At 67.8% G+C, this 22,851-nt stretch carries 18 protein-coding genes; 14 read left to right on the top strand and 4 right to left on the bottom strand.

From position 1 onward, the window contains the following. Window positions 1–1,286: ABC transporter ATP-binding protein (locus tag RMP06_RS17355; RefSeq protein ID WP_310463047.1), on the bottom strand; the 1,286-nt coding region annotated here is incomplete at its 3' end. A 172-nt stretch (window positions 1,287–1,458) separates the two neighbouring features. Between RMP06_RS17355 and RMP06_RS17350 the strand changes: the two genes are divergently transcribed. After that, entirely contained in the window at window positions 1,459–2,505 is a 1,047-nt protein-coding gene (locus tag RMP06_RS17350) for a hypothetical protein (protein ID WP_310463046.1), read from the top strand. A 19-nt stretch (window positions 2,506–2,524) separates the two neighbouring features. Here the strand turns inward: RMP06_RS17350 and RMP06_RS17345 are convergent, their stop codons facing one another. Beyond that, window positions 2,525–4,858, bottom strand: a complete 2,334-nt coding sequence (locus tag RMP06_RS17345) for a YgiQ family radical SAM protein (protein WP_310463049.1) — start codon at window positions 4,856–4,858, stop codon at window positions 2,525–2,527. A 290-nt stretch (window positions 4,859–5,148) separates the two neighbouring features. On the opposite strand from RMP06_RS17345, the gene RMP06_RS17340 reads away from it, so the two are divergent. Further along, the gene (locus RMP06_RS17340; RefSeq protein ID WP_310463045.1) at window positions 5,149–5,340 is read left to right on the top strand and encodes a hypothetical protein; all 192 of its coding nucleotides are present in this window, start codon (window positions 5,149–5,151) and stop codon (window positions 5,338–5,340) included. Between the two features lie 26 nt (window positions 5,341–5,366). On the opposite strand, the gene RMP06_RS17335 is transcribed toward RMP06_RS17340, so the two are convergent. Beyond that, window positions 5,367–5,960 carry a PEP-CTERM sorting domain-containing protein gene (locus RMP06_RS17335; protein ID WP_310463044.1) on the bottom strand — a complete coding sequence of 198 codons (594 nt, stop codon included), beginning with the start codon at window positions 5,958–5,960 and terminating at the stop codon, window positions 5,367–5,369. A gap of 290 nt (window positions 5,961–6,250) precedes the next feature. Continuing rightward, a complete protein-coding gene (locus RMP06_RS17330) occupies window positions 6,251–8,974 on the bottom strand; it encodes a putative bifunctional diguanylate cyclase/phosphodiesterase (RefSeq protein ID WP_310463043.1) in 2,724 nt (907 codons plus the stop codon). A gap of 284 nt (window positions 8,975–9,258) precedes the next feature. Between RMP06_RS17330 and RMP06_RS17325 the strand changes: the two genes are divergently transcribed. From RMP06_RS17325 to RMP06_RS17270, 12 genes are all read left to right on the top strand, one after another. After that, entirely contained in the window at window positions 9,259–10,680 is a 1,422-nt protein-coding gene (locus RMP06_RS17325; RefSeq protein ID WP_310463042.1) for a glycosyltransferase family 2 protein, read from the top strand. Continuing rightward, window positions 10,677–12,263 (top strand): hypothetical protein, encoded by a 1,587-nt coding sequence (locus RMP06_RS17320; RefSeq protein ID WP_310463041.1) that lies wholly within the window; start codon window positions 10,677–10,679, stop codon window positions 12,261–12,263. The genes RMP06_RS17325 and RMP06_RS17320 overlap by 4 nt, the downstream gene beginning before the upstream one ends. Further along, the gene (locus RMP06_RS17315; protein WP_310463040.1) at window positions 12,260–14,179 is read left to right on the top strand and encodes a polysaccharide deacetylase family protein; all 1,920 of its coding nucleotides are present in this window, start codon (window positions 12,260–12,262) and stop codon (window positions 14,177–14,179) included. Before RMP06_RS17320 ends, RMP06_RS17315 begins: the two co-directional genes overlap by 4 nt. A gap of 37 nt (window positions 14,180–14,216) precedes the next feature. Beyond that, a complete protein-coding gene (gene wecB / locus RMP06_RS17310; protein ID WP_310463039.1) occupies window positions 14,217–15,380 on the top strand; it encodes a non-hydrolyzing UDP-N-acetylglucosamine 2-epimerase in 1,164 nt (387 codons plus the stop codon). Between the two features lies 1 nt (window position 15,381). Beyond that, window positions 15,382–16,182, top strand: coding sequence for a YaiO family outer membrane beta-barrel protein (locus RMP06_RS17305; RefSeq protein ID WP_310463038.1), 801 nt, complete (start codon window positions 15,382–15,384; stop codon window positions 16,180–16,182). A 26-nt stretch (window positions 16,183–16,208) separates the two neighbouring features. Further along, window positions 16,209–17,060 (top strand): hypothetical protein, encoded by an 852-nt coding sequence (locus RMP06_RS17300; protein ID WP_310463037.1) that lies wholly within the window; start codon window positions 16,209–16,211, stop codon window positions 17,058–17,060. A gap of 7 nt (window positions 17,061–17,067) precedes the next feature. After that, window positions 17,068–18,342 carry a hypothetical protein gene (locus RMP06_RS17295; protein WP_310463036.1) on the top strand — a complete coding sequence of 425 codons (1,275 nt, stop codon included), beginning with the start codon at window positions 17,068–17,070 and terminating at the stop codon, window positions 18,340–18,342. Between the two features lie 60 nt (window positions 18,343–18,402). Further along, window positions 18,403–20,583, top strand: a complete 2,181-nt coding sequence (locus RMP06_RS17290; RefSeq protein ID WP_310463035.1) for a polysaccharide deacetylase family protein — start codon at window positions 18,403–18,405, stop codon at window positions 20,581–20,583. An 83-nt stretch (window positions 20,584–20,666) separates the two neighbouring features. Next, window positions 20,667–20,990 (top strand): YkvA family protein, encoded by a 324-nt coding sequence (locus RMP06_RS17285; RefSeq protein WP_310463034.1) that lies wholly within the window; start codon window positions 20,667–20,669, stop codon window positions 20,988–20,990. Between the two features lie 27 nt (window positions 20,991–21,017). Continuing rightward, on the top strand, window positions 21,018–21,248 hold the full coding sequence (locus RMP06_RS17280; protein ID WP_310463033.1) for an RNA-binding S4 domain-containing protein: 231 nt from the start codon (window positions 21,018–21,020) through the stop codon (window positions 21,246–21,248). A 101-nt stretch (window positions 21,249–21,349) separates the two neighbouring features. Further along, entirely contained in the window at window positions 21,350–22,318 is a 969-nt protein-coding gene (locus tag RMP06_RS17275) for a Tim44 domain-containing protein (RefSeq protein ID WP_310463032.1), read from the top strand. Between the two features lie 3 nt (window positions 22,319–22,321). Beyond that, on the top strand, window positions 22,322–22,849 hold the full coding sequence (locus tag RMP06_RS17270; protein WP_310463031.1) for a HugZ family pyridoxamine 5'-phosphate oxidase: 528 nt from the start codon (window positions 22,322–22,324) through the stop codon (window positions 22,847–22,849). Window positions 22,850–22,851: the final 2 nt, after the last annotated feature.

Below are 22,851 nucleotides of genomic sequence, written 5' to 3'. Positions count from 1 at the left end.
TCCTGCGTGACCATGCCGATTTGCGCGCGTAGGCTGTCTTGCGAAACGGTCGCGATATCGGTGCCGTCAATCAGGATGCGGCCGCTTTCTACGTCGTAAAAGCGCAAGAGCAAATTGACGAGCGTTGACTTCCCGGCGCCTGAGCGGCCCACGAGACCGATCTTTTCACCGGGTTTGATAATGAGTGAAAAGTCGTCGATGATGCGGGACTTTTCGTGCGTTGCGCCGTACGCGAACGTCACGTTCTCAAAGCGAACTTCACCGCGCGGAACCTCGATTGCTTTGGCATCGACCGCATCGAACACCGTTTCCGGACGCGACAGCGTATCCATGCCGTCCCGCACCGTGCCAATATGCTCGAACAAGCCTGCGAGTTCCCACATGACCCAGTTCGACATGCCGTTCAGACGCAACGCCATCGCAGTCGATGCAGCCAACGCCCCCACACCGACTTCGCCACGCATCCACAGCCACAGCGCCACACCGGCCGTCGACACGATCAGGCCCATGCTCAGCAGGTGGTTGACCACCTCGAAGCCGCTGACCAGCCGCATCTGGCCATGGACCGTGCCGAGGAACTCGCCCATCGCGCTGCGGGCATAACCCGCCTCGCGCCGGCCGTGCGAGAACAGCTTGACCGTGGCAATGTTGGTGTAGGCGTCCGAGATGCGCCCCGTCATCAGCGAGCGGGCATCGGCCTGTTTCTGCCCGATGCGCGACAGACGCGGCACAAAGAAGCGCACCGACAGCGCATACAGCCCCAGCCAGACCGCGAATGGCCACAGCAACCAGGCGTCCAGCCGCCCGGCCAGCGCCGTCATCGTCACGAAGTAGATGACCACGAACACGAGGATGTCGCAGGTGATCATCGTCGTGTCGCGCACCGCCAGCGCCGACTGCATCACCTTGGCCGCGACACGGCCGGCGAACTCGTCCTGGTAGAACGACATGCTCTGGCCGAGCATCAGGCGGTGGAAATTCCAGCGCAGCCGCATGGGAAAGTTGCCGGCCAGCGTCTGGTGCTTGAACATCGTCTGCAGCAGGACCAGCGCCGTGCTGCCCATGACCAGCCCCGCAAACCCGAACAGCCGGCCCCGCTGCTCGGCCCACAGTTGCTGCGGCGGCGTACTGCCGAGCCAGTCGACGATGTCGCCCAGCAGGCCGAACAGGTAGGCCTCGAACGCACCGATGCCGGCCGTGAGCAGCGCCATGGCCAGCACGTACGACCGCATTCCCGCGGTGCAGCTCCACATGAAACGCAGGAATCCGCGGGGTGGCGTCGCCATCTCGGCCGTGGGAAACGGATCGATCAGGCGCTCGAATTTCTCTAAAGCGAAAAACACTTTTGGGTTCTCTCTGAAACGCGCAGGGCCGAATTGTGGGGCTGTGATACCCGCATTACCCAGATCCGACAAGACTGCACAGACACTTGCGGGACACCGGAGAAGAATGGACACCATGCACACACCCCACCACCCCACCTCCTCCGCTCCGGACCTGCCGCGCCGCCAGATGCTGATGGCACTGGCCGCGATGGGTGCCGGCCCCGCGCTGTGGCCCACGACTGCCGCCGCGCAAATCGCCCCCCTTTATGGCAATTTTCGCGGCGCCAGTCTGGGCGACAACGCCAACCTGAACGGCGCCGTGGCGTTCCCCGCGGGCCACGCGTTCAACACCGACATCACGCGGGCTGCAGTCGATCCCGCGTCGGCCGCCATCCTGAGCAGCATCGGCCTGACCGCCAACCTGCGCCCGGACTTCGGCTCGGGCACCTGGGACGGCGGGCCGATCGGCATTCCCTACACGGTGGTCTCGGGCACCCAGGCCAAGGTCAACATCCGCTTCACCGCCTACGGCAGCGAGAGCGATCCCGGCCCCTACCCCGTGCCCCGCACGGCCCCGGTGGAGGGCGGCTCCAACAGCGCGGGCGACCGGCACGTGCTCGTCATCGACCGCGACAACCAGCGGCTCTACGAACTCTACCGGGCGTTCCTGCAAGCCGACGGCAGCTGGAACGCCGACTGCGGCGCCGTCTTCGCACTCGACAACATGGTGATCCGCCCAGGGGGCAAACCCGGCTGGACCAGTGCGGACGCGGCGGGACTGCCGATCCTCCCCGGCCTGGTCCGCTACGAAGAGGCCATCCAGGGGGCTGGCGGCATCCGCCACGCGCTGCGTTTCACCGTCTCGCGCACACGCAAGGCCTACGTGCCGCCCGCGACGCACTGGGCGTCGAGCAACACCAGCACGTCCCTGCCCCCGATGGGCGCACGCTTCCGGCTCAAGGCCAGCTTCGTGATCCCGTCCACCTTCAGCAACGAGGCCAAGGCGATCCTGACGGCGTTGAAGACCTACGGCATGTTCATCGCCGACAACGGCAGCAACTACTACCTCAGCGGCGTTCCCGATGCCCGCTGGAACAACAGCCGCCTCATCACCGAGCTGAAGTCGGTCAAGGGCAGCCACTTCGAGGTGCTCCAGATGACCGGACTGGTCAAGGGCTGATCCGACCCGGGCCACCGGGTCAGCGGCCCTTCTTCGGCGCCGCCTTCGACCCGGTGACCCGCGGCGGCAGCCCCGTGTGCTGCGTCAGGATGCGACCGGCCTGCGGCGCGGCGGCGCTTGCACGGCCCGGCACCACGATCTTGGCCTTGCCGGCGGGCTTGGCCACCGAGGTCTTGATGCCGACCGGCGTCGAGTTCTTGCGCCGCGCGCTCTGGTAGCTGCCGTCGGTCGTGGGCTGGTAGGTCGGGATCAGGTGGTGCTTGCCGTTGCCGATCAGGTCGGCGCGGCCCATCTCGCTGAGCGCGTCGCGCAGCAGCGGCCAGTTGTTCGCATCGTGGTAGCGCAGGAAGGCCTTGTGCAGCCGGCGGCGGCGGTCACCGCGCACGATGTCCACCTTCTCGGCGCGGCCCGCCTCGCGGCTCAGGCCCTTGAGCGGGTTGAGTCCCGAGTGGTACATCGCTGTCGCGGTGGCCATCGGCGAGGGATAGAAGGTCTGCACCTGGTCGGCACGGAAGCCGTTCTTCTTCAGCCAGACGGCGAGGTTCATCATGTCCTCGTCGCTGGTGCCGGGGTGGGCGGCGATGAAATACGGGATCAGGAACTGCTTCTTGCCAGCCTCTTCGCTGAACTTCTCGAAGAGCTGCTTGAAACGGTCGTAGGTGCCGATGCCCGGTTTCATCATCTTGGACAGCGGGCCGCCCTCGGTGTGCTCCGGGGCGATCTTCAGGTAGCCACCGACGTGGTGCGTGACCAGCTCCTTGATGTACTCGGGTGAGCGTAGCGCCAGGTCATAGCGCAGGCCCGAGCCGATCAGGATCTTCTTGACACCGCGCAGCGCCCGTGCCCGGCGGTACATGTGGATCAGCGGGTCGTGGTCGGTGTTCAGGTTCGAGCAGATGCCGGGGTAGACGCAGCTCGGCTTGCGGCACGCCGCCTCGATCTCGGGCGACTTGCAGCCGATGCGGTACATGTTGGCCGTCGGGCCGCCGAGGTCGGAGATGACGCCGGTGAAGCCCTTGACGCGGTCGCGGATGTCCTCGATCTCGCGGATCACCGAGTCCTCGGAGCGGCTCTGGATGATGCGGCCCTCGTGCTCGGTGATCGAGCAGAAGGTGCAACCGCCGAAGCAGCCGCGCATGATGTTGACGCTGAAGCGGATCATTTCCCACGCGGGGATCTTGGTCGCGCCGTCGTGGCTGCCCTGCTCGTCGGCGTAACTGGGGTGCGGGCTGCGCGCGTAGGGCAGGTCGAACACCAGGTCCATCTCTTCGGTGGTCAGCGGGATCGGCGGCGGGTTGATCCAGGCGTCGCGCTCGCCGTGGCGCTGCACCAGCGCGCGGGCGTTGCCGGGGTTGGTCTCCAGGTGCAGCACGCGGTTGGCGTGGGCGTAGAGAACCTGGTCGCTCTTGACCTGCTCGTAGGCGGGCAGGCGGATCACGGTCCGCTCGCGCGGTGGCATCTGCAGGCGGCCGGTGGCACGCGCGGTCGGGATGAAGCGGATCGGCTGCACCCCGCCTTGTGCGGCGCCGGTGTCGCCACCCTCCTCCTTGGCGCAGGTCGTGCCTTGCTCGGCAGCCTGCTCGGAGGTGGTCTGATAGGGATTGATGTGCGAGTCGATGCGCCCGGGCAGGTCGACATCGCTCGAATCCAGCTCGAACCAGCCCTCGGCGCTCGGGTCGTTGGTGCGGCGCATGAAGGCAGTGCCGCGCACGTCGGTGATCTGCTCGACCGGCTCGCGTGCGGCCAGGCGGTGGGCGATCTCGACGATGGCGCGCTCGGCGTTGCCGTACAGCAGCAGATCGACCTTGGCATCGACCAGGATCGAGCGGCGCACCTTGTCCTGCCAGTAGTCGTAGTGCGCGATGCGGCGCAGCGAGGCTTCGATGCCGCCGAGCACGATCGGCACGTCGTTCCACGCTTCCTTGCAGCGTTGGGCGTAGACCAGCGAACTGCGGTCCGGCCGCTTGCCGCCGAGGCCACCGGGGGTGTAGGCGTCGTCGCTGCGGATCTTGCGATCGGCGGTGTAGCGGTTGATCATCGAATCCATGTTGCCGGCGGTGACGCCGAAGAACAGGTTCGGTTTGCCGAGCACCTTGAACGGATCGGCGCTCTGCCAGTCGGGCTGGGCGATGATGCCGACGCGAAAACCCTGCGCCTCCAGCATCCGCCCGATCACGGCCATGCCGAAACTCGGGTGATCGACATAGGCATCGCCCGTGACCAGCACGATGTCGCAGGAATCCCAGCCGAGGGTCTCCATCTCGGCGCGGCTCATCGGCAGGAACTTGGCCGTCCCGAAGCGCTTGGCCCAGTACGGACGGTAGCCGTTCAGGGCCTTCGGGGCGCGGGGCATGGTGGGGGCGGTCAGGGTGGCGGCCAAGGCAGGACTCTCGATGCATGGAAAAGACAACCTTCGATTGTCGGCGCTCGGACGCCTGGCCGCCAGTGCGGCAACGAATTCTCCTTGCGATCAGCCGGATAGCGGGTCCAGCGCGCGGCTGCCTGTGCGCTCCGACACCAGTGCAGGCCAGCGATGCCTTATGCTGCAAGCCACTTTTCGGCATCTAGCGCGGATCGCGGCGCCGAAGCAGCGCCGGCCGACCCGCAGGGATGCCTCGTCCACGCCACGCTCAGGAGCACGCCATGGCAACACCCAACTATTCCTACGAAAAACGTCAGCGCGAACTCGCCAAGAAGCGCAAGACGGAAGAAAAGCGCAACCGCAAGACCAACCCGGGCCGCGACGACGGCACACCGTCCTCGGATCCGTCTGCACCCGCTGACGGTGGCCTGCCGCCACAAGCCGGCGCAGGCGAGTCCGCCAACGCCAGCTGATCACGCGGGCGCGGGCCTGCGCCCTCTCAGGCGGCGCAGCCAGCCCGGCGCCGGCTGCGCCACAGCAGGCCCAGCCCAGTCGCCAGCATCAGGGCAGACGCGGGTTCAGGCACTGCCGCCGCCCCATCCCCGAGGGTGAGCACTTGGGTCACATCCCAGCCCAGTTCGGCCAGATGGACATGGCCACGAAAGCCATCACTGAAGCGCACCTCGACATACGCATGCCGCAGCGAGGCGCCGTTGAAATCCAGGTTCTGGCTGTCCACCTCGCCAGCCGAGGCGTGAAGAATGCGGTCCAGATCCAGACCACCGAAGCGCCAGATGCTCTGGCCCGTCACCTGCAGACCGGACCAGACCTGCGACGAGTAGTGCGTGCTGCTGCCGGGCAGGCGATCCTCGCGCTGCCCGTCGGACAAGTAGTCCTCCCAGACACCGGCGCCGTCGTCCTGCGCACCCATCGAGTAAGTCACTCCTGTGACCAGAATGCCGGCATCGGATTGATTCACCACCTCCCCGGCCTGCAAATACCAGTCGCCATCCAGTGTCACGGTCGCTGCGTGCCGGGCCGTCTGGGCCTGCGCGAATACCGAGACCGAAGCAGCGATTATTCCCGCGATCATTTTCCTGTTCATGCCAGTTCCCGTGTTTACCCAAGGCTGCGTGGCTCAGCACCTGAGCTATTTATGTTTGAAAATACCGAGTTGCCACTGGGCTGAACCGTAACGGGAACACGCGGTTTGTCGCCAGCAGATACACCCCCCGAACACGGGGTTGCTGCGCGTCTGCGGTAGGCCAAATATCGAAAAATGCACAGCCGTAACCCCCTGTTTCGCGGGGTTTCAACGTTGTGCAAAGTGTTATTTTTCATTTCCGCACGGCGCTGTCTTGGTGCGCAGCGAGGCACTCTGGCTCATGCGATCAGCCACTCTTCGCGCAGGCGACGCATGAATTCAGTCGCAGGAACCGGTTTACCCAGCAGATAGCCCTGGGCCACATCACAGTGCTGCTCGGCCAGAAAATCGAGCTGCTCGGCGGTTTCCACACCCTCCGCGACCAATCCGACTTCCAGACTCCGGGCCATGGAAATCATGGCGCTCACCAAGCGCGAGCTGCCCGCATCCTGCGGCACATTGACCAGGAATGAACGGTCGATCTTGAAGCGCTGTACCGGGAGGTCGCGCAGATAGGACAGGCTGGAATACCCCACCCCGAAATCGTCGATCGAAACGCTGACCCCCAGTGCGGCCAGCCGGTTCAGCAGCCCGCGGGCCTGTTCGGTGTCGGTGACGGCCGCACTCTCGGTGATTTCCAGCTCCAGCGACTCCGGGGCCAGTGCATGGCGCGCCAGCGATTCACGCACAGCGCTCACGATGTCGTCGTCCACCATCTGCCGGCTCGACAGGTTCACCGCCACCGACAACGGCCGGCCGGTCACGTCGTGCCAATTCCGCGCATGGCGGCAGGCTTCGTCCAGCACCCAGCGGCCGATCGGCACGATCAGGCCCGACTCCTCCGCGACCGGAATGAAGTCAGCAGGCGAAACCATGCCCTGGCTGTGGTGGTGCCAGCGCAGCAGCGCCTCGGCGCCGACCAGCGCGCGGGTGCGGCAATCGAACTGGGGCTGGAAGTACAGCTCCAGCTCCTTGCGCTCCAGCGCCCGGTGCAGATCGACTTCGCGCTGGAGCTGTTCCGGCGAGTGCTGGCGGTCCTCCCGGTGGTGCACGTGCAACTGGCTTCGGCCGGCGTTCTTGGCGACGTACATGGCCGAATCCGCCTGGCTCATCATCACCACGCCATCGACATCGTCCACGCCATCACCAGCCTCCAGTCCCGTGATGCCAATGCTGCCGCTCACCCGCAGACGGTGTCCATCCACCTCCAGCGGCTCCGACAGCAGCTTGAGAATCCGTCGCGCAACCGTCTCGATGTGCGCCAGCGCGTCCACCTCCATCAGCAGCACGGCAAATTCATCACCACCCAGGCGCGCGAGGACCGCGTCCTCGTCCAGAGCGCCACGCAGGCGTGCCGCGATTTCAAGCAGAACCCGGTCGCCGACGAGATGGCCCAGCGTCTCGTTGATCTTCTTGAAGCGGTCCAGGTCGATGATCATCATCGCCAGCGGGAGCGGGACTCCCGATACGGCTCTGGCGCGCCGGTCGTCCAGCGCCTGTGCCAGGCGCTTCTGGAAGGCCTCGCGGTTGATCAAACCGGTCAGCGCATCGTGCTGAGCCAGCTTGCGCATGGCCGCCGCAGCGCGCAGGCCGGCGCTCAGATCACGCAACATGCCCAGCCACTCCCCGCCAGGTGCCACCGTCACCAGCGATCGACAGGCCAGAGAGAGCGGAAAGGCAGTGCCGTCCGGCCGCGATGCCCGCAACTCGATCCGGGTGCCGTCCAAACCTGAACTGCCGTCGGCCAGCCGACGAAGATGGCCGTGCAGGCGGGGCAGATCGGCCGCATCGATCAGATGGAACAGCGACTGCCCCACCAGCGCCTCCCGGCGGAACATGGCCAGCGCCGCCGGATTGGCCGCCAGCAACACGCCATCCGCGTCGAAGGTGACGATGCCCTCGGTGCTTTGGTCGATCACGCCGCGCAGTCGGGCATCGTCGAACTCGGCCTGCTGGTCCATCGCGCGGACCGCTTCGGCGGACCGGTCCACCCGGCGCTGCTGGTGCCGCAGCGTCATCGCCAGCACCAGCGTGCCCAGCGCGCCGCACAGCAGCACCAGCAGCGCCTCGGCGCGCAGCAGGTACACAACGGGCTGCTGATGAATCGACAGCATCCACAGGCGCTGCCCGACCTCGATCACGTAGCGCCGGTCCGGTGCCGCCACGGCCAGCGACCCGAACCACGGTGCCAGGTCCTTCCCGGTCGGACCGCCACCTTCGTAGACAACGGTCTCCGGCTGTCCGATGCCCGCGACCGTACCAATGTCACTCACCCGCACCCGGTAGGGCAGGTTGATCCCTTCCGGCATCACGGTGGCGATGACCCGATTCAGATCGATGGACACATTCACCTGCCCCTGGAAGGCTTGGCGTCGCCGCTCGACCGTGCCCGGATCGCCTTGCCCTCCGGTCTGCCGGTAGATGGACACCCCAATGTCGACCCCCACAAACCCTTCGGGCAGGCGGTGCGGCAGCGTCAGGAGGCAGAGATTGCCGTCGCGCGCGGCGTCGATCCACTGCGCACGGGCGGCATCGACCACCGGATCGTCCCGCGGTCCCGCTTCAACGGGTTCCCGGTAGCGCGTCGAGAGTTGCCGGTCCGCCGGACGCCATGCGTCCAGACGCACCGACACCACTTCCGGCAGATTGTTCTGCACCTGAAGGATGTCGTAGTGCGTCCGGAACTCTTCTCTGGAAACCTCGTCGCTGGCCAGAAACAGGCCCTGGAAACTGCGCGCCACGTCGACCAGACGCTTCACGTGCCGGTCGAACAGCAGTTCCCGGGCCTCCCCGAAGGCGTTGAAGCGGGATTGCGCGTCCTCGGCGAGTCGCCCGGCGACCGAGCCCCAGGCGATCAGCGTGACCAGGCAGCCCAGCATGACCAGCCCGTACCCGAGCCACCGGCTCATGCGGGCGTTGCCGGGTACGCCGTAACCGTTCCGTCTGGTGGTTATGTTGCTCAAGGATTTCCTCATCCGTTCCTGGCGGTACCGGGACATCGGCAGTGTCGGCAGAACCTGAAGCCGGTGCGCAGCCAGACCGCATGACCAACTTTGTCAAGCCATCCGCCCACTGCTGGATGTCGATTGTTCATTTGCATCAACCACCGCAAGACGCGCCACCCGCAGCTTAAGAGCGCATCCAGATCACACAAAAAGTCACACATTTCGAGTTATTCTTACAAATAGACACCTTTAGAACAACAAGACACCACGGGTCTCCCCCCACCGAATTCCCCGAACTGCACATGCCGCCCACCCACTTTCGCCATTTGATTCCCCTGTTCCGATGTGGCACGAAGGGCACGGGACTGCTGCTGACCGCGGGCAGTGCGCATGCAGCGGACGCACCCTGGATGCGCGTGTCCCTGGAGAGCCCGCTCGGCCCCGCCTGGGCCTGGACGCTGCTGGCGGTGATGATGACCATCGTCGTGCTGCTGGCGGCTTATACCTTCCGTCACTACTGGTTCTCGCTGAACCGCCTCTTCGGCGATCAGCGCCACCCCTACGCCAGCATCGTCAGCGCCGACTGGCCGCGTGTGACCATCTTCGTGGCCGCCCACAACGAAGAGGCCGTGATCGAGGACTGCCTGGTCAATCTGATGGGGGTGGACTATCCCGCGGACCGCATGCTCGTGGTACCGGTGAATGACCGCTCCAAGGACCGCACCCGCGAGATCATCGACGCCGTCGTCACCCGCTACCCGGGGCGCATCCGGCCCTTCCACCGCACCGACGGCAAGCCTGGCAAGGCTGCGGCCTTGAAGGATGCCACCGAAACGGTGGACACCGACTTCATCATCGTTTTCGATGCGGATTACCTGCCCTCGCGCGGGCTGATCCGGCGGCTGATGGCGCCGTTCTTCGACCCGGAGGTCGGCGCGGTGATGGGCCGGGTCGTGCCGCAGAACTGCGGGGCGAACCTGCTGACGCGGCTGCTCGACCTGGAGCGCTCGGGCGGCTACCAGGTCGATCAGCAGGCACGCATGAACCTGGGCCTCGTGCCGCAGTACGGCGGCACGGTGGGCGGCATCCGACTGTCGGCGCTGCATGCGGTCGGCGGCTGGCACGACGATGTGCTGGCCGAGGACACCGACCTCACCTACCGGCTGCTGCTCGGGAGCTGGAAGACCATCTACCAGAACCGCGCCGAATGCTACGAGGAAGTGCCGCAGAACTGGTCCGTGCGCACGCGCCAGATCAAGCGTTGGGCCAAGGGGCACAACCAGGCGATGTGGCGCCACACCATCGCGCTGCTGCGGCAGTCGGACCTGAGCTGGCGCGAGCGCATCGATGGCGCCCTGCTGCTGGGCGTCTACATCATGGCGCCGGTGCTGATCATCGGCTGGGTGGTGAGCCTGCTGCTGTACTTCACGGTGTCAATGCAGTGGATCGCACCGGCGCTGGTGCTGATGGCGTTCATGACCCATGGTGCCCTGGGCAACTTCGCCGCGTTCTTCGAGATCGCTGCGGCCACCCACATGGACCGCTCGCACCACCGCATCCGGCTGCTGGCGTTCAACTGGCTCGGCTTCATCGTCAGCGCGGTGGCCATCTCGCGGGGCGCGCTGGAGCAGATGGTGCTCGACCGCATCGGCACTCAGAAATTCCACTGGGACAAGACCATCCGGTACCGCACCGCGGCCCCAAAACAGGGAGCGCCGGCATGAGGATCACCCTGCTGCTGATCGTGCTGACCTTGTTGACCGTGCTGCTGCCACTGGTGCCGGCTTTCCGCGAATGGTGGAAGCCCACCGACGTGACACCGCTGCCAATCGACGAAATGGACGCGCTGGAACCCGAGTACCTGGCGCGGCGCTTTTCCGGGCTGATCGGGCCGGCGCTGGACCAGGGATTGATCGCGCTGGGCGGTGTTCCGCTGGTGCACCTGCCGGCCCACGCCATCCACGCCCCCTGGCCGCTCAATGACCAGGAAGTGCGCACCGGCCGCACCCGACGCATCTGGCACACCGACGGCGACTGCGTGCTGCCCGAGCGGCTGCACTGCCTGGCGGAGATGTCCGCCCGCGGCGCCCTGCGCACCTCCACAGGCCGCACCTACCGTGCGTTGCTGAGCGGCGCGCAGCTCACGCTGGCGCCGCGCACCCGGGTCATCCGCTGGGCACACGCTCAAAGCCTCGCGATTGGCGACCACTGCCAGCTGCCCGCACGCATCAGCGCCACGCAGGTGCTGATGCTGGGCCGCGAGGTGAGTTTTTCGCTGCTGCATGCGCCGGCCATCCGTTTCACCGGCCAGGTGCCGATGGACTGGCCCATTCCGCCCGAAGGCCGCTGGTCGATCGGCGCATCGGACGGGGTGCTCTGGGACGCTGTCAGCGGAATCGGCCGGGTGCCGCAGGCGCTGCACGTGCCGCCGCTGCGGCGCTGGCGCGGCCATCTGGTCTGCGACAGCCACTTGTCGCTGGGCGAAGGCTGCGAAGCCGAAGGCAGCCTGCGCGCGGCCGGCACGCTGAACCTCGGTGCAGGCTGCCGCATCCATGGCGGCCTGGTCGCACCGGGCGAGATCTACCTCGCCGCCGGCACCGAGGTGCAGGCCTCGATCGTCTCGGAGACGCTGGTCGTGCTGGGCGCGGGCTGCGTGATCGGTGTGCCGGGCGCACACGCCACTGTGCGGGCGCCGCGGGTGGAGATCGGCAAGGGCGTGGTCGTGCATGGCACGGTCTGGTCCGGCCAGCGCATGTTGAGCGTGGGTGGTCCGCAGGACGAGGACCTGGACCCGATGGACGCATCCGGCCTCGGCCCGGCCGTGCGCTGGAATGTGGTGTCAGGCCGCGGACTGGCCAATGCGGACCTGAAGGTGCCACCTCTGCGACAGTGGAGCGGCGACCTGGTCTGCCAGGGAGACCTGGAGCTGGGTGCACGCTGCCACGTCCGCGGCAGCCTGAAGGCCTACGGCGACCTCGGCCTTGGCCCGGGCGTGCAAGTCGACGGCAGCGTGGTCGCGCAGGGCGACGTGCTGGTTGGTGCCGGCAGCCGGGTGGGTGGCTCGGTGGTGTCGGAAACCGCGGTCGTGCTCGGCCCCGGCTGCACCATCGGCACGCCCGAACGGCACGCCACCGTCTGCGCGCCGCGCATCGAGGTGGCGCTCGGCGTGGTGGTCCACGGCACCGTCTGGGCCGGCGCCAGCGGCGACGCACTGGGCGCGCTGCAGATCGGTGCCGATGTCGATCTGGACGAGCACCTGCCCGATCTCCCGCACCTGCCCGCGCTGCCCGGGAGAGCCGCAGCATGAGCGCCGGTCTCGTGTCCCGCATCGCCACCTGGAACTGGGGCCGCGTGCTGATGGCGCTGCTGCTGCTCGGCGCAGCCGCCAGTACCTGGTGGCAGGTCCACGCCGCCAGGCTGCCCGACAACGTCCAGAAGATCGTCCTGCTGCTGCCCGACGCGGAACTGGGCGATCCAGTGCAGTTGCGGGCCTGGCAGGATGCCGCCGAAGAACTGGGCATCCACCTCGACCCCCAGACCGCCTCGCAGGTGATGCGCGACGGCCGCCAGGCGCAGGGCACGGCCTTCATCCTGCCGGACACCCTGCACCGCCGCATGAGCGATGTGTTGATCGGCCACCTGCGCGAGCGGGTGCGCGCCGGCGACACGCTGATGCTGGTCCACGACGCAGGCCTGTCGGACATCGACGGCCGCTACCGCGAGGACCGCTCGCGGCTGTCGGACCTGGCGGGCGTGCAGTACGGGCTGTATGGCGAGCTGAAGACCGGCATGCTGCGTGACGCGCCGGCCTGGGTGCTGCCGGAGCAGGTGCAGGCGCTGGGCATTCCGCCGGGCAAGCTGGTGCGCGGCGCAGAAGGCCGTCCGCAGACCAGCGCACAGCCAGCGCCGGGTCCGGACGAGCCGCTGTCGATCGCCGGCTACGTCTACGGCGAGCTGAAATACCCCACCTTCGTCACCCGCGGCGCCTACGACGGCACCCGGCTGATGACCACCACCGACGGCAGCCTGCTGGCCGGCCTGCACCGCTTCGGCGCCGGGCGGGTGCTGTTCGTCAACCTGCCACTGACGCAGCTCAAGGTGCGCACGGACGGGTTGCTGCTCCACAGCTTCCTGCAGTACTTCGCCGAGCGGGTGGTGGGCGCGCCCCAGCTCTCGCCCATGCCGCAGGGCCGCGGCGCCGTGGTGATGAACTGGCACATCGACGACCGCAAGGCGCTCCCGGCGCTGGAGCGCGCCGCCGAGATGGGCGCGTTCAAGCAAGGCCCCTACTCCATCCACTTCACCGCCGGCCCCGACGTCAACGAGGAAGGCGACGGCAAGGGCATGGACCTGAGCAACAACCCGCAGGCACAGGAGTGGGTGCAGCGCCTGGGGGCGGCCGGCCACGAGATCGGCAGCCATGGCGGCTGGATCCACAACTGGTTCGGCTCGCGGGCCGACAAGCTCGACCGCGAGGTGGTCGCCTCGCTGATCGAGCGCAACTCGTCGCTGCTGCTGGAGGTGGGCGGCCGGCCGGTGCGCGAATACTCGGCCCCGGTCGGCAACCACCCCATGTGGACCACGGCCTGGCTGAAAAAACGTGGCATGCAGTCGTACTACTTCACCGGCAACACCGGCATGGCACCGACCCGCAGCTACCAGGACGGCGTGCGGCCACTGCCGGACATCTGGTCGTATCCGGTGCTGAACTTCGGTGTCTACGCCTCGTTCGAGGAGGCCAAGGCGGACCAGCTCCCGGAAATCGAGGTGGCTGCGTGGCTGACCGACGTGAACCGCTTCTGCGCCGACCACCGGACGCTGCGGCTGGTGTATTTCCACCCGATCGGGCTGGTGATGTACCCGCAGGCCTTCCAGCGCTGGCTGGAGAGCGGCAAGGAACTCGCCGACCAGGGCCGCCTGCGCTGGATGACGATGGCCCAGTACAGCGCGTTTGCCAACCAGCGCCTGCGCACCCGCTGGACGCTCACCGATTCCAGCCCGAGCGCCAGCCTGCCCAGCCAGCAGCTCGAAGCCCACCACCCGCAGTCCCTCGACGGCATGACCTGGCTCCTGCCGCGCGACCGCTACGCCCAGCCCACCGTCACCAGCGGCCAGGCCGTGGTGGATGAAGTGGATGGCCAGTGGCGCGTCGTCGCAGGCACGGGCACCGGCCTGCGCCTGCATCTGCCGCTGGAGCCGCGCAGCGCCCGCAAGCCGTCCTGATTCCCTGTTGACCTGATTGACTGACACCGCCCACGCCATGCAACAACCCATCCTCATCTCCGTCGGCACCCGCCCTGAAATCATCAAGATGGCGCCGGTCCACAGCGAACTGCGCCGCCGCGGCCTGCCCGTGGCCTGGGTCCACACCGGCCAGCACCGGGAAATGGCGCAACCGCTCTACGAATTCTTCGGCATCACGCCGGAACACGAGATCACGCTGGAGCGGCGCAACGGCCAGCTCTCGCACCTGAACGCGCTGCTGCTGGAGGGTCTGTCCGGCGTGTTCGAACAGGTGCAGCCGCGCGCTGTACTGGTTCACGGCGACACCACCAGCACGCTGGCCTCGGCGCAGGCGGCGTTCTACCAAGGGGTGCCGATCGGCCATGTCGAAGCAGGCTTGCGCACCTTCAACCACCGCGAGCCATTTCCCGAAGAGATGAACCGCGAACTGACCGCCCGGCTGGCGCACTGGCACTTCGCGCCGACCGCGAAGGCGGCAACCAACCTGCGCAACGAAGGCGTGCGTCAGCCTGGCATCCACACCGTCGGCAACACCGCCGTCGATGCCGCGCTGGCCGGCACGGCGCGGGTCGAAGCACTGCTCGCCGACGGTCACACCGTGCTGCCGCCGGAACTGGATCTGCTGCGCGAGGGGCTGGCACACCGCCTCTGGCGCCTGGTCACCGTCACAGCCCACCGCCGCGAAAACTGGGGGGACGGGATCGAGAACATCGCCCGCGCGGTGGCCGATCTGCTGGACACGCACCCGGATCTGGCCGTGGTCTGGCCCGTCCATGGCAACCCCGCCGTGAGCGATGCGGTACAGGCTGCGCTGGGTGAAAAGGCGCGCCGGCTGGAAGGCAGGCTGACGCTGTGTGCGCCGCTGGAGTACCCGGCGCTGCTCTGGTGCCTGCACCACAGCGTGCTCGCGCTGACCGACTCGGGCGGCATCCAGGAGGAAGGCGCGGCGCTGTCCTGCCCCGTGCTGGTGCTGCGCAACACGACCGAGCGGCCGGAGCTGATTGACGCGGGTGCTGGCGTGATCGTCGGTACCGACCGCGCGCGCATCGTGCAGACCGTGTCCCACCTGTTCCATGACGCCGCGGCCCTGCAGCGCATGCGCGACGCCGTGAACCCGTTCGGCGATGGCACCACGGCGCAGCAGATCGCCGATGTGCTGCAGCACGACCTGGGGGTCTGAGATGCCACGGCAACGCCTTTGCACCCGCACCGCCGCGTCCGTCCTGCTGCTGCTCGCTGGCACGGTCGCCGCCCAGGAGGCACCTGCCCCGGCCCGCCGCGGCCAGATCGACCTCACCCAGCGCCAGAGCCGCTACAGCGCCAACCTGCCCAGCGGCCACGCCACCAGCCTGCGCGGCAACTGGGCCTTGAGCCAGGACACGGTGCTCAACGCCGAGCTGCTGTCGGAGAAGAAGTTCGACGCCCGAGGGGGCGTGGCCGCCTTCGGTGCGACACAGACCCTGGACCCGGACTGGTTCGTCAGCGCCAGCCTGACCCGCGGCTGGGGCGGCCCGAACTGGGCCCGCAACCGGCTGGACGGCGCCGTTTCGCGCAAGTGGGGCGCTGACCGCCAGCTGGTGACCACGCTGGGCGCCTACCGCGCCAACTTCGACGCCGGCCGCAGCGACCGCGGTCTGCGGGTGTCGGCGAACTACTACCTGAACCACTTCGTCGTGCTCGAAGGCGGGGCCACCTTCAACAGCAGCCACCCCGGCAAGGTCCGCTCGCAGATGCCGTATCTGGCCGTGACGCTGGGCAGCGAAGGACTGCAGTACCTCACGCTGCGTGCCAGCCGTGGGAGCGAGGCCTACCAGAGCGTCGGGTCTGCGGCGCAGTTGGTCGACTTCGACAGCCAGTCGCTCAGCCTCGACTGGCGCTACTGGCTGGCGCCGGACTGGGGCATGACGCTGCACGCCGAGCGGTACCTGAACCCGAGCTACCGCCGCACCACGGTCGGCGGCGGCCTGTTCCTGCAGTTGTGAAGTGAACCCACGGAGTCCCCGCGTCCATGTTCCGCAAATCCGCCCGACCCGCCCGGCCTGACTTCCAGCACTCGGTGCTGCACGCGGTACTGGGGGAACTCACGCCCCGCGGCGCCCGTGGCGGGCGCGTGCAGATGCACCGCTCGATCTGGGGTCTGCACCTGCCGCCGAACCGGCTGGCCGGCTCGGTGCTGCTGGCGCTCGCGCTGACGGCCCTCCTCGTGCTGCTGCGGCAGTCGATCGCCACGCTGTGGTCCACCGAGCTGCTCTGGTGGCTCACGCGCATGGAACTGTCCGGACGCTTCTCGGCCATCACGGAACACGGCAACCTGCCGTTCCAGGTCGCCACGCCGGTCATCACGCTGTTCGTCAGCGCGCCACTGACGACGACGTTGATGTTCAACGGCATCGGCGTGGTGGCGGTGTGGTGGCTGTCAGGGATGCTGCCGGACGTGGCGCGCCCAGGCTGCTACCTGCTGCGCTTCGCCGCGATCATCCATGGCGCCGCGGTGCTGTTCTTCTGGATCTGGCCAGCGAGCTTTCCGCACTCGGTCAACGAACACATCGGCAACGGCCTGCAGCAGTGCTGGGCCCTGATGCTGCTGGCGCCGTGGATCCACCTCTGCACCTACTACCTGTTCGCCGTGACGTGGGGGCAGCGGATCGCGCTGACCGCGCTGACCTGGGCCTACCTCTTCCTGCTTGCGCCGCTGCTGATGGCGGTGCATGCCCTGGCGCTGCACGCCTGGGGCCTGCTGGCCATGCCGCTGCTGCACCTGCTGTTCGGCGTGATGGTGGCCATCATCGGCTTCGTGGCGCTCTACGGCTGGGCCATGGGCTGGGCCAACACACGTCTGCAACCCGCACCCATTCCCTGAAAGCCCCATGCCCTCCATACAGACTCTCCAGCGCCTGAGCACGGCGGCCGCCGTGGCCATGGCCACCTTGGCACTGACCCCGGCCACCGCGCAGGTGAACGCCAGCACACCCCCGATGGACAGCCTGTGCCCGCCGGGCACGCTGGTGGACGCGGCCTTCCGTGACGCAGCCGTGCTGACGATGCGCCAGCTCGTCGTGCGCGCCCCCGGCCAGCCCAGCCACGGCGCCGTGCGCCGCGCCTTGGCCGCCGCCCACATCGACAGCCAGAAGCGCCCCTGGCACCACATCGCCGCCTACGAGGGCAACCTCGGCCTGATCGGCGCGCTGCGGGTCGATCCCAGCCTGCGCACCGAGGCCGCCGACTGGCTGCGCTGGCAGGTGCGCCACCTGCCTCTGCGGGGCATCGACCAGGGCGTGCTGCACGACCGCTGGGTGCTGGCGGACGGCTCGCAGGAATCGATGTGCCCGCCGGACATCGACGCCCGCCACTGCAACCAGATCGACGCCACCGACAGCACGATCGCCTCGCTGTTCGTCATGGCCAAGGCCTACCTGGACAACGGCGGTGATGTGGCGCTGCTGCGCGAGCCGGCGGTGCGCCTGGCACTGGAGCGGGCCGCCGCCACGCTGCTCAGGCTGCAACAGGCCAACGGGCTGAGCTGGGCCAAGCGCAGCCACCCGGTGGCCTACCTGATGGATGCCGTGGAGGTGGCGGCCGGCTGGCGTGCGCTGGCCCATCTGCAGGACAAGGTCTGGGCGCAACCCCAGGCCGCGCAGACCAGCCGCGACCGCGCCCAGCGCGCCGGCAGCGGCGTCGAGCAGCAGCTCTGGGACGCTGGTGCCGGCCTGTGGCGGGTCAGCCAGGACGCCCCGTCGGCGCAGACCAGCCGCTGGTACCCCGACACGATGGCCCAGGCCTGGCCGCTGCTGTGGAGTTCAGCCAGCCAGCCGACCAGCTTCAGCGCCTCGCGCAGCGCCTGGCCCCGCGCCGCCGCCCAGTGGCGCACCAACGACAACGCCTGGCAGGCCCGCAATGTCGATCCGGCCGGGTTCTGGTGGCCAGCGGCGGCGGTGGCCGCGCATTGCGTCGGCGATACCGCAGCAGCGGTGGACTGGGTCACCCGCGCCCGCGCCGCCTGGCTCAAGCCGTCGGCACCGTTCGCCTGGCCCTTCCAGGTGAGCGACCTGCTCTGGCTGCTCTGGCTGGCCGAACCCGGTCCGCCGCAGGCGCCATTGCCCACGCCCATGACCACCCTGCCCGCCACCGGCAAGGGTGGCTGACTGGCTGACGTCCCACCCGTGACCCACGGGCATTCACCCGACAACTCAGGAGAGAACCCCATGCACCCGAACCGCCCGGCCTTCGCCCATTCCCTTCGCCGCTCGCGCCGCACGCTCACCACGCTGACGGCCTCGCTGCTGCTGGGCCTGGGCCTGCTTTCGACGACTGCCCACGCCGCTCCGGCGCGCGACACGCTGGTGATGCTGGTGCCCGACGGCGCCAATGTCACCGCCTGGCCCGTCAAGGTCTGGACCGACTCGGCCGCCGAGGAAGGCATCCGCCTGAAAACGATGACGGACACGCAGTTCCTCGCGCTCGGCGCCACGGCGGCCGCCCAGATCGCCGGCCTGATCCTGCCCGACAGTGCCCACCTCCAGGCCAGCGATGCGGTGGTAGCCGCGGTAACCCAGTACGCCAACCTCGGCGGCAAGCTGATGCTGGTCTATGACGCGGGCGCTCTCACCGCCAGCGGGGTCTATGCGCCAGGCAAGTCGCGTTTCTCGGCGCTGGCCGGGGTGGACTACACGCTCTACGACACCCTGCTCGACCGAATGGTGGGCTTCGGCCCGGTGGTGAGCGATGCCGCCACGCTGGACAACCTGAGCTTGCCTCCCGGCAAATCCATGATCTGGACCGCGCCCACCACCCTGGCGCGCACGACCAGCACCAGCACGCAGTTCGTGCAGACCACCACCACCGACCCGGTCGGCACGAAGGCGATGCGCAGCTTCATCGAGGCCCGTGCGCTCAGGCGCGCCGACGAAAGCTCGCGCAACGTGCGCAACGCCCAGACGATGACCACGCAGGCCGTGCGCGACCTGCTCGGCCTGAATAGCCTGCCGACAACCACCAGTATCAGACTGGCCCCCAAGGTCACGGGCACCACGACCACGTCGATCAGCACGACCACCAGCACAGCCACGACCACCCGGCTCGCCGCCGCCGTCGCGACCACCCCGCTGAAAGCCATCAGCAGCTACGGCTATGGTTACCTCGACTACTTCACCTTCGTCACGCAGGGCACGTATGCCGGCACGCCCTACCTGACCTCGCCCGACCACGGTCTCGTTGCCGGCAGCCGCCCGGTGGGCAGCGGCAATGTGCTGTTCGTCAACCTGCCGCTGGGCTACTTCAAGGCCATCGGCACCGACAGCGCGCCGCTGCACGGTTTCCTCAACTTCTTCGCCCGCCAGCACGTGCAGATGCCGACCATGTCGGTCCAGCCCAAGGGCGTGGGCGGGCTGGTCTACAACTGGCACGTGGACGACGGCGATGACCTGACGGCCGACGCCAAGTTCCTGCTCGACACGACGACGGTCTTCAAGCGCGGCCCCTTCTCGATCCACTTCACGGCCGGACCGGACACGGTCGCCCTTGGTGACGGACTGGGGATGCACCTGGACACGAGCACCGCGTCCCAGGCGCAGTTCAAGCGCCTCAAGTCCCTGGCCGTCGGGCACGAGCTGGCCTCGCACGGCGGCTGGAACCACGACCTCTATGGCCTCGGCGCCAACGAGACCAACGCGAGCACCTACCAACCCTGGCTGGAACTGAACTTCGCCGCAGTCGAACGCCAGTACGGCAAGAAGACCACTGAATACTCCGCCCCGCAGGGCAACAATCCGACCTGGGCGGTCAACTGGCTGGACAACCGCGGCGTCGTCGGCATGTACTTCGTCGGCGACACCGGCGTGGGGGCGATCCGGTCCTGGCGCGCCGGCAACCGGCTGAGCAACAAGGTCTGGAGCTTCCCGCTCACACCGTTCGAGCAGTACGGCACCTTCGAGGAGTTCGAGGAATTCGGCATCTCCGACACCATGTCCGGCCAATGGCTGCTCGACCTGCAGACCTTCGTCGTGAACAAGCGCACCAACCGCATGTTCTACAACCACCCGCCCGGCGCACGCGGCCACCTGCCGGCCCTCACGCCGCTGATGACGAAGGCCGACACGCTGCAGGCCGCTGGCAAGTTCCGCTGGTACACGATGACGCAGCTGGCCCAGTTCAGCGAACGCCGTCTGGCCACCACCTGGAGTGCCGCCAGCAACCTCGGGTTCTCGACCTTCACGGTCACGCACCCGACTTCTCTCACCGACCTGACGTGGTTGCTGCCGAAGTCCCGCTACGCGCTGCCGCTCGTCACCGCGGGCAAGGGCACGGTCACCACCACCGACACCAGTGACTGGATCGTCACCGCCACCAGCGGCACTGCACTGAAGTTCACCGCCGCAGAGCGCTGACCCCGTCTTCGGTTCAGGTTCCGGGCGGCGTTCTGTCGGAGAATCGGACCGTCTGCGACTGTTGTCCGTCCCGGAGGTGAATCATGTGGAAACGTATCGCGGTGGTGTGGACCCTGGTGAAGGTGGATGCGCGGGTGCTCTGGTATGCGCTGCAGCACCCGCAATCACCGCGCTGGCTCAAGGCCGGCGCGATCGGCATGGTCGCCTACCTGCTCTCGCCGATCGACCTGATTCCGGACGTGATTCCGGTGATCGGCGTGGTCGATGACCTGGTGCTGATCCCGCTGGCCATGCGCTGGCTGATCAAGCGCCTGCCGGCGGCGATCCGCGACTATGCCGAGCGCCGCGCCCGCGGTGAGTCGGTCGATCCGGCGGGCAAACCCTCGGTGGTGCGCGTCGTCGATTGACGCGGGGATTGACGTAGGATCAGGTCCATGAACCTGATCGATTTCGAACTGCGCGGCGAATTCATTCCCCTCGACGCCCTGCTCAAGGCCACCGCGGTCGCCCACAGCGGTGGAGCGGCCAAGACGCTGGTGGCCGATGGCGGTGTCCAAGTCGACGGGCAGCCTGAATCCCGCAAGACTTGCAAGATCCGCCCGGGACAGGTCGTCACCGTCGCCGCTGCACACACGCGCATCCGGGTCCACGCCCCCGCGCTCTGAGCCTGAACGGGTTCGAGCGGGACTGCCGGAACTTTCCAACGGTCACGCAGTCTCACGCCATGACAATGCCTGACCCTTTCTCCCCCACCCTAGAGGACAAGATGAACCGATTCTGGCGTACCGCGGTGTGTGTGCTCGCGCTGAGCACGGCCCTGGCTCCCGCACTTTCCGAGGCCAAGCGCCTGGGCGGCGGTGGGTCTTCCGGCCTGCAACGCAGCCTTCCTTCCAAGAGCACGCCGGCGCAGAACGCGCCGGCGCAAACCCCGCAGCAGGCCGCGCCGACCGCACCGATGGCCGGTGCTGCCGCGACGGGCGCCGCCGCTGCCGCGGGCAAGCGTTCATGGATGGGCCCGCTCGCCGGTCTGGCTGCTGGTCTCGGCATTGCCGCCCTGATGAGCCATTTCGGCATGGGTGAAGCGTTCGGCAACATGCTGATGGTGGCTTTGCTGGTCATGGCCGCATTTGCCGCTTTTGCGTGGTTCAAGCGCCGCTCCGCCGGGGGCGGCCAGCGTCCTGCCATGGCGGGTGCAAGTACGGGAACGGGTGCCGGCTTCGGCACCCCGTCAACGCAAACCGACGCGCCCGTACAGCGCTCGGCGCACAGCGTGAGCTGGCCCGGCACGGTCAACACAGGCGCCCCCGGCAGCGCTGCCGCCAGCTTCTCCCCGGCCGGTTCGGTGCCGTCTGCGGCCAGCCTCCCGGCGGATTTCGACCGCCCCGGCTTCGAGCGCATCGCCCGGATGATCTTCATCCGCATGCAGGCCGCCAATGACCGCAGCGACCTGAACGACCTGCGCGAATTCACCACGCCGGAGATGTTTGCCAGCATCCGCGCGGATCTGCAGGACCGTGGCAGCCGCGCACAGGAAACCGACGTGGTCGAGGTCCGGGCCGAGATCATCGACTTCGACCGCGAAGCCCAACGCGACGTCGTCAGCGTGCGCTACACCGGTCTGATCCGCGAGGAAGCCGGCGCACAGGCCGCTCCGTTCGACGAGGTCTGGCACCTGGTCCAGCCGAGCGACCGCAGCCGCAACTGGGCCATCGCTGGTATTCAGCAAGCCAGCTGAATTGTGGCCGAGACCGCTGCATCGGCCGATCGGACGAGCAGCACTCCGCTGTCCCGTCTGGACTCGGCGCTGAAAGCCTTGCTGCTTGGGCGACTGACAGCAACGCTGGGCACGCTCGACAAGCAGGGCGAGGTCTCCCTGTCGATGGTGCCCTACGCCATCGACTCGCACACCGGTGATTGCGTGCTGCTGATCAGCGGCCTGGCTGCACACACCCAGCAGTTGCACGTCCATGCCCGCGCCAGCCTGTTGGTCACCGAGCGTGAAGACACGGCCGAGAACGTGCATGCCTTGTCGCGGGTCAGCCTGGAGGCTGAAGCCTCATGGCCGGCCCCCGGCACAGACAGCGCTCACCAAGCTGCGGCCATCTACCTGGCCCGGCACCCGGGCGCCGAAATGCTCACGCAGTTGCCCGATTTCCGCTGGGTGCGCCTGCGCCCGCTGCAGGCCCGGCACGTAGCGGGCTTCGGCGCCGCGCGAAGCCTCGATCGCCCACAACTGCTCACGCTGATAGGCGATATCTCCGACTAAAG

This window comes from Sphaerotilus sp. (assembly GCF_031429695.1).
Classification (GTDB): Bacteria; Pseudomonadota; Gammaproteobacteria; order Burkholderiales; family Burkholderiaceae_C; genus Sphaerotilus.
Note: the sequence above shows the minus strand (reverse complement) of the source record. Positions and strands in the feature narration are given on the sequence as shown.

Coding starts and splice junctions, on each gene's coding strand:
- RMP06_RS17350 (WP_310463046.1), top strand. CDS start 1,459: ATGCACACACCCCACCACCCCACCTCCTCCGCTCCGGACCTGCCGCGC.
- RMP06_RS17345 (WP_310463049.1), bottom strand. CDS start 4,858: ATGCCCCGCGCCCCGAAGGCCCTGAACGGCTACCGTCCGTACTGGGCC.
- RMP06_RS17340 (WP_310463045.1), top strand. CDS start 5,149: ATGGCAACACCCAACTATTCCTACGAAAAACGTCAGCGCGAACTCGCC.
- RMP06_RS17335 (WP_310463044.1), bottom strand. CDS start 5,960: ATGATCGCGGGAATAATCGCTGCTTCGGTCTCGGTATTCGCGCAGGCC.
- RMP06_RS17325 (WP_310463042.1), top strand. CDS start 9,259: ATGCCGCCCACCCACTTTCGCCATTTGATTCCCCTGTTCCGATGTGGC.
- RMP06_RS17320 (WP_310463041.1), top strand. CDS start 10,677: ATGAGGATCACCCTGCTGCTGATCGTGCTGACCTTGTTGACCGTGCTG.
- RMP06_RS17315 (WP_310463040.1), top strand. CDS start 12,260: ATGAGCGCCGGTCTCGTGTCCCGCATCGCCACCTGGAACTGGGGCCGC.
- wecB (WP_310463039.1), top strand. CDS start 14,217: ATGCAACAACCCATCCTCATCTCCGTCGGCACCCGCCCTGAAATCATC.
- RMP06_RS17305 (WP_310463038.1), top strand. CDS start 15,382: ATGCCACGGCAACGCCTTTGCACCCGCACCGCCGCGTCCGTCCTGCTG.
- RMP06_RS17300 (WP_310463037.1), top strand. CDS start 16,209: ATGTTCCGCAAATCCGCCCGACCCGCCCGGCCTGACTTCCAGCACTCG.
- RMP06_RS17295 (WP_310463036.1), top strand. CDS start 17,068: ATGCCCTCCATACAGACTCTCCAGCGCCTGAGCACGGCGGCCGCCGTG.
- RMP06_RS17290 (WP_310463035.1), top strand. CDS start 18,403: ATGCACCCGAACCGCCCGGCCTTCGCCCATTCCCTTCGCCGCTCGCGC.
- RMP06_RS17285 (WP_310463034.1), top strand. CDS start 20,667: ATGTGGAAACGTATCGCGGTGGTGTGGACCCTGGTGAAGGTGGATGCG.
- RMP06_RS17280 (WP_310463033.1), top strand. CDS start 21,018: ATGAACCTGATCGATTTCGAACTGCGCGGCGAATTCATTCCCCTCGAC.
- RMP06_RS17275 (WP_310463032.1), top strand. CDS start 21,350: ATGAACCGATTCTGGCGTACCGCGGTGTGTGTGCTCGCGCTGAGCACG.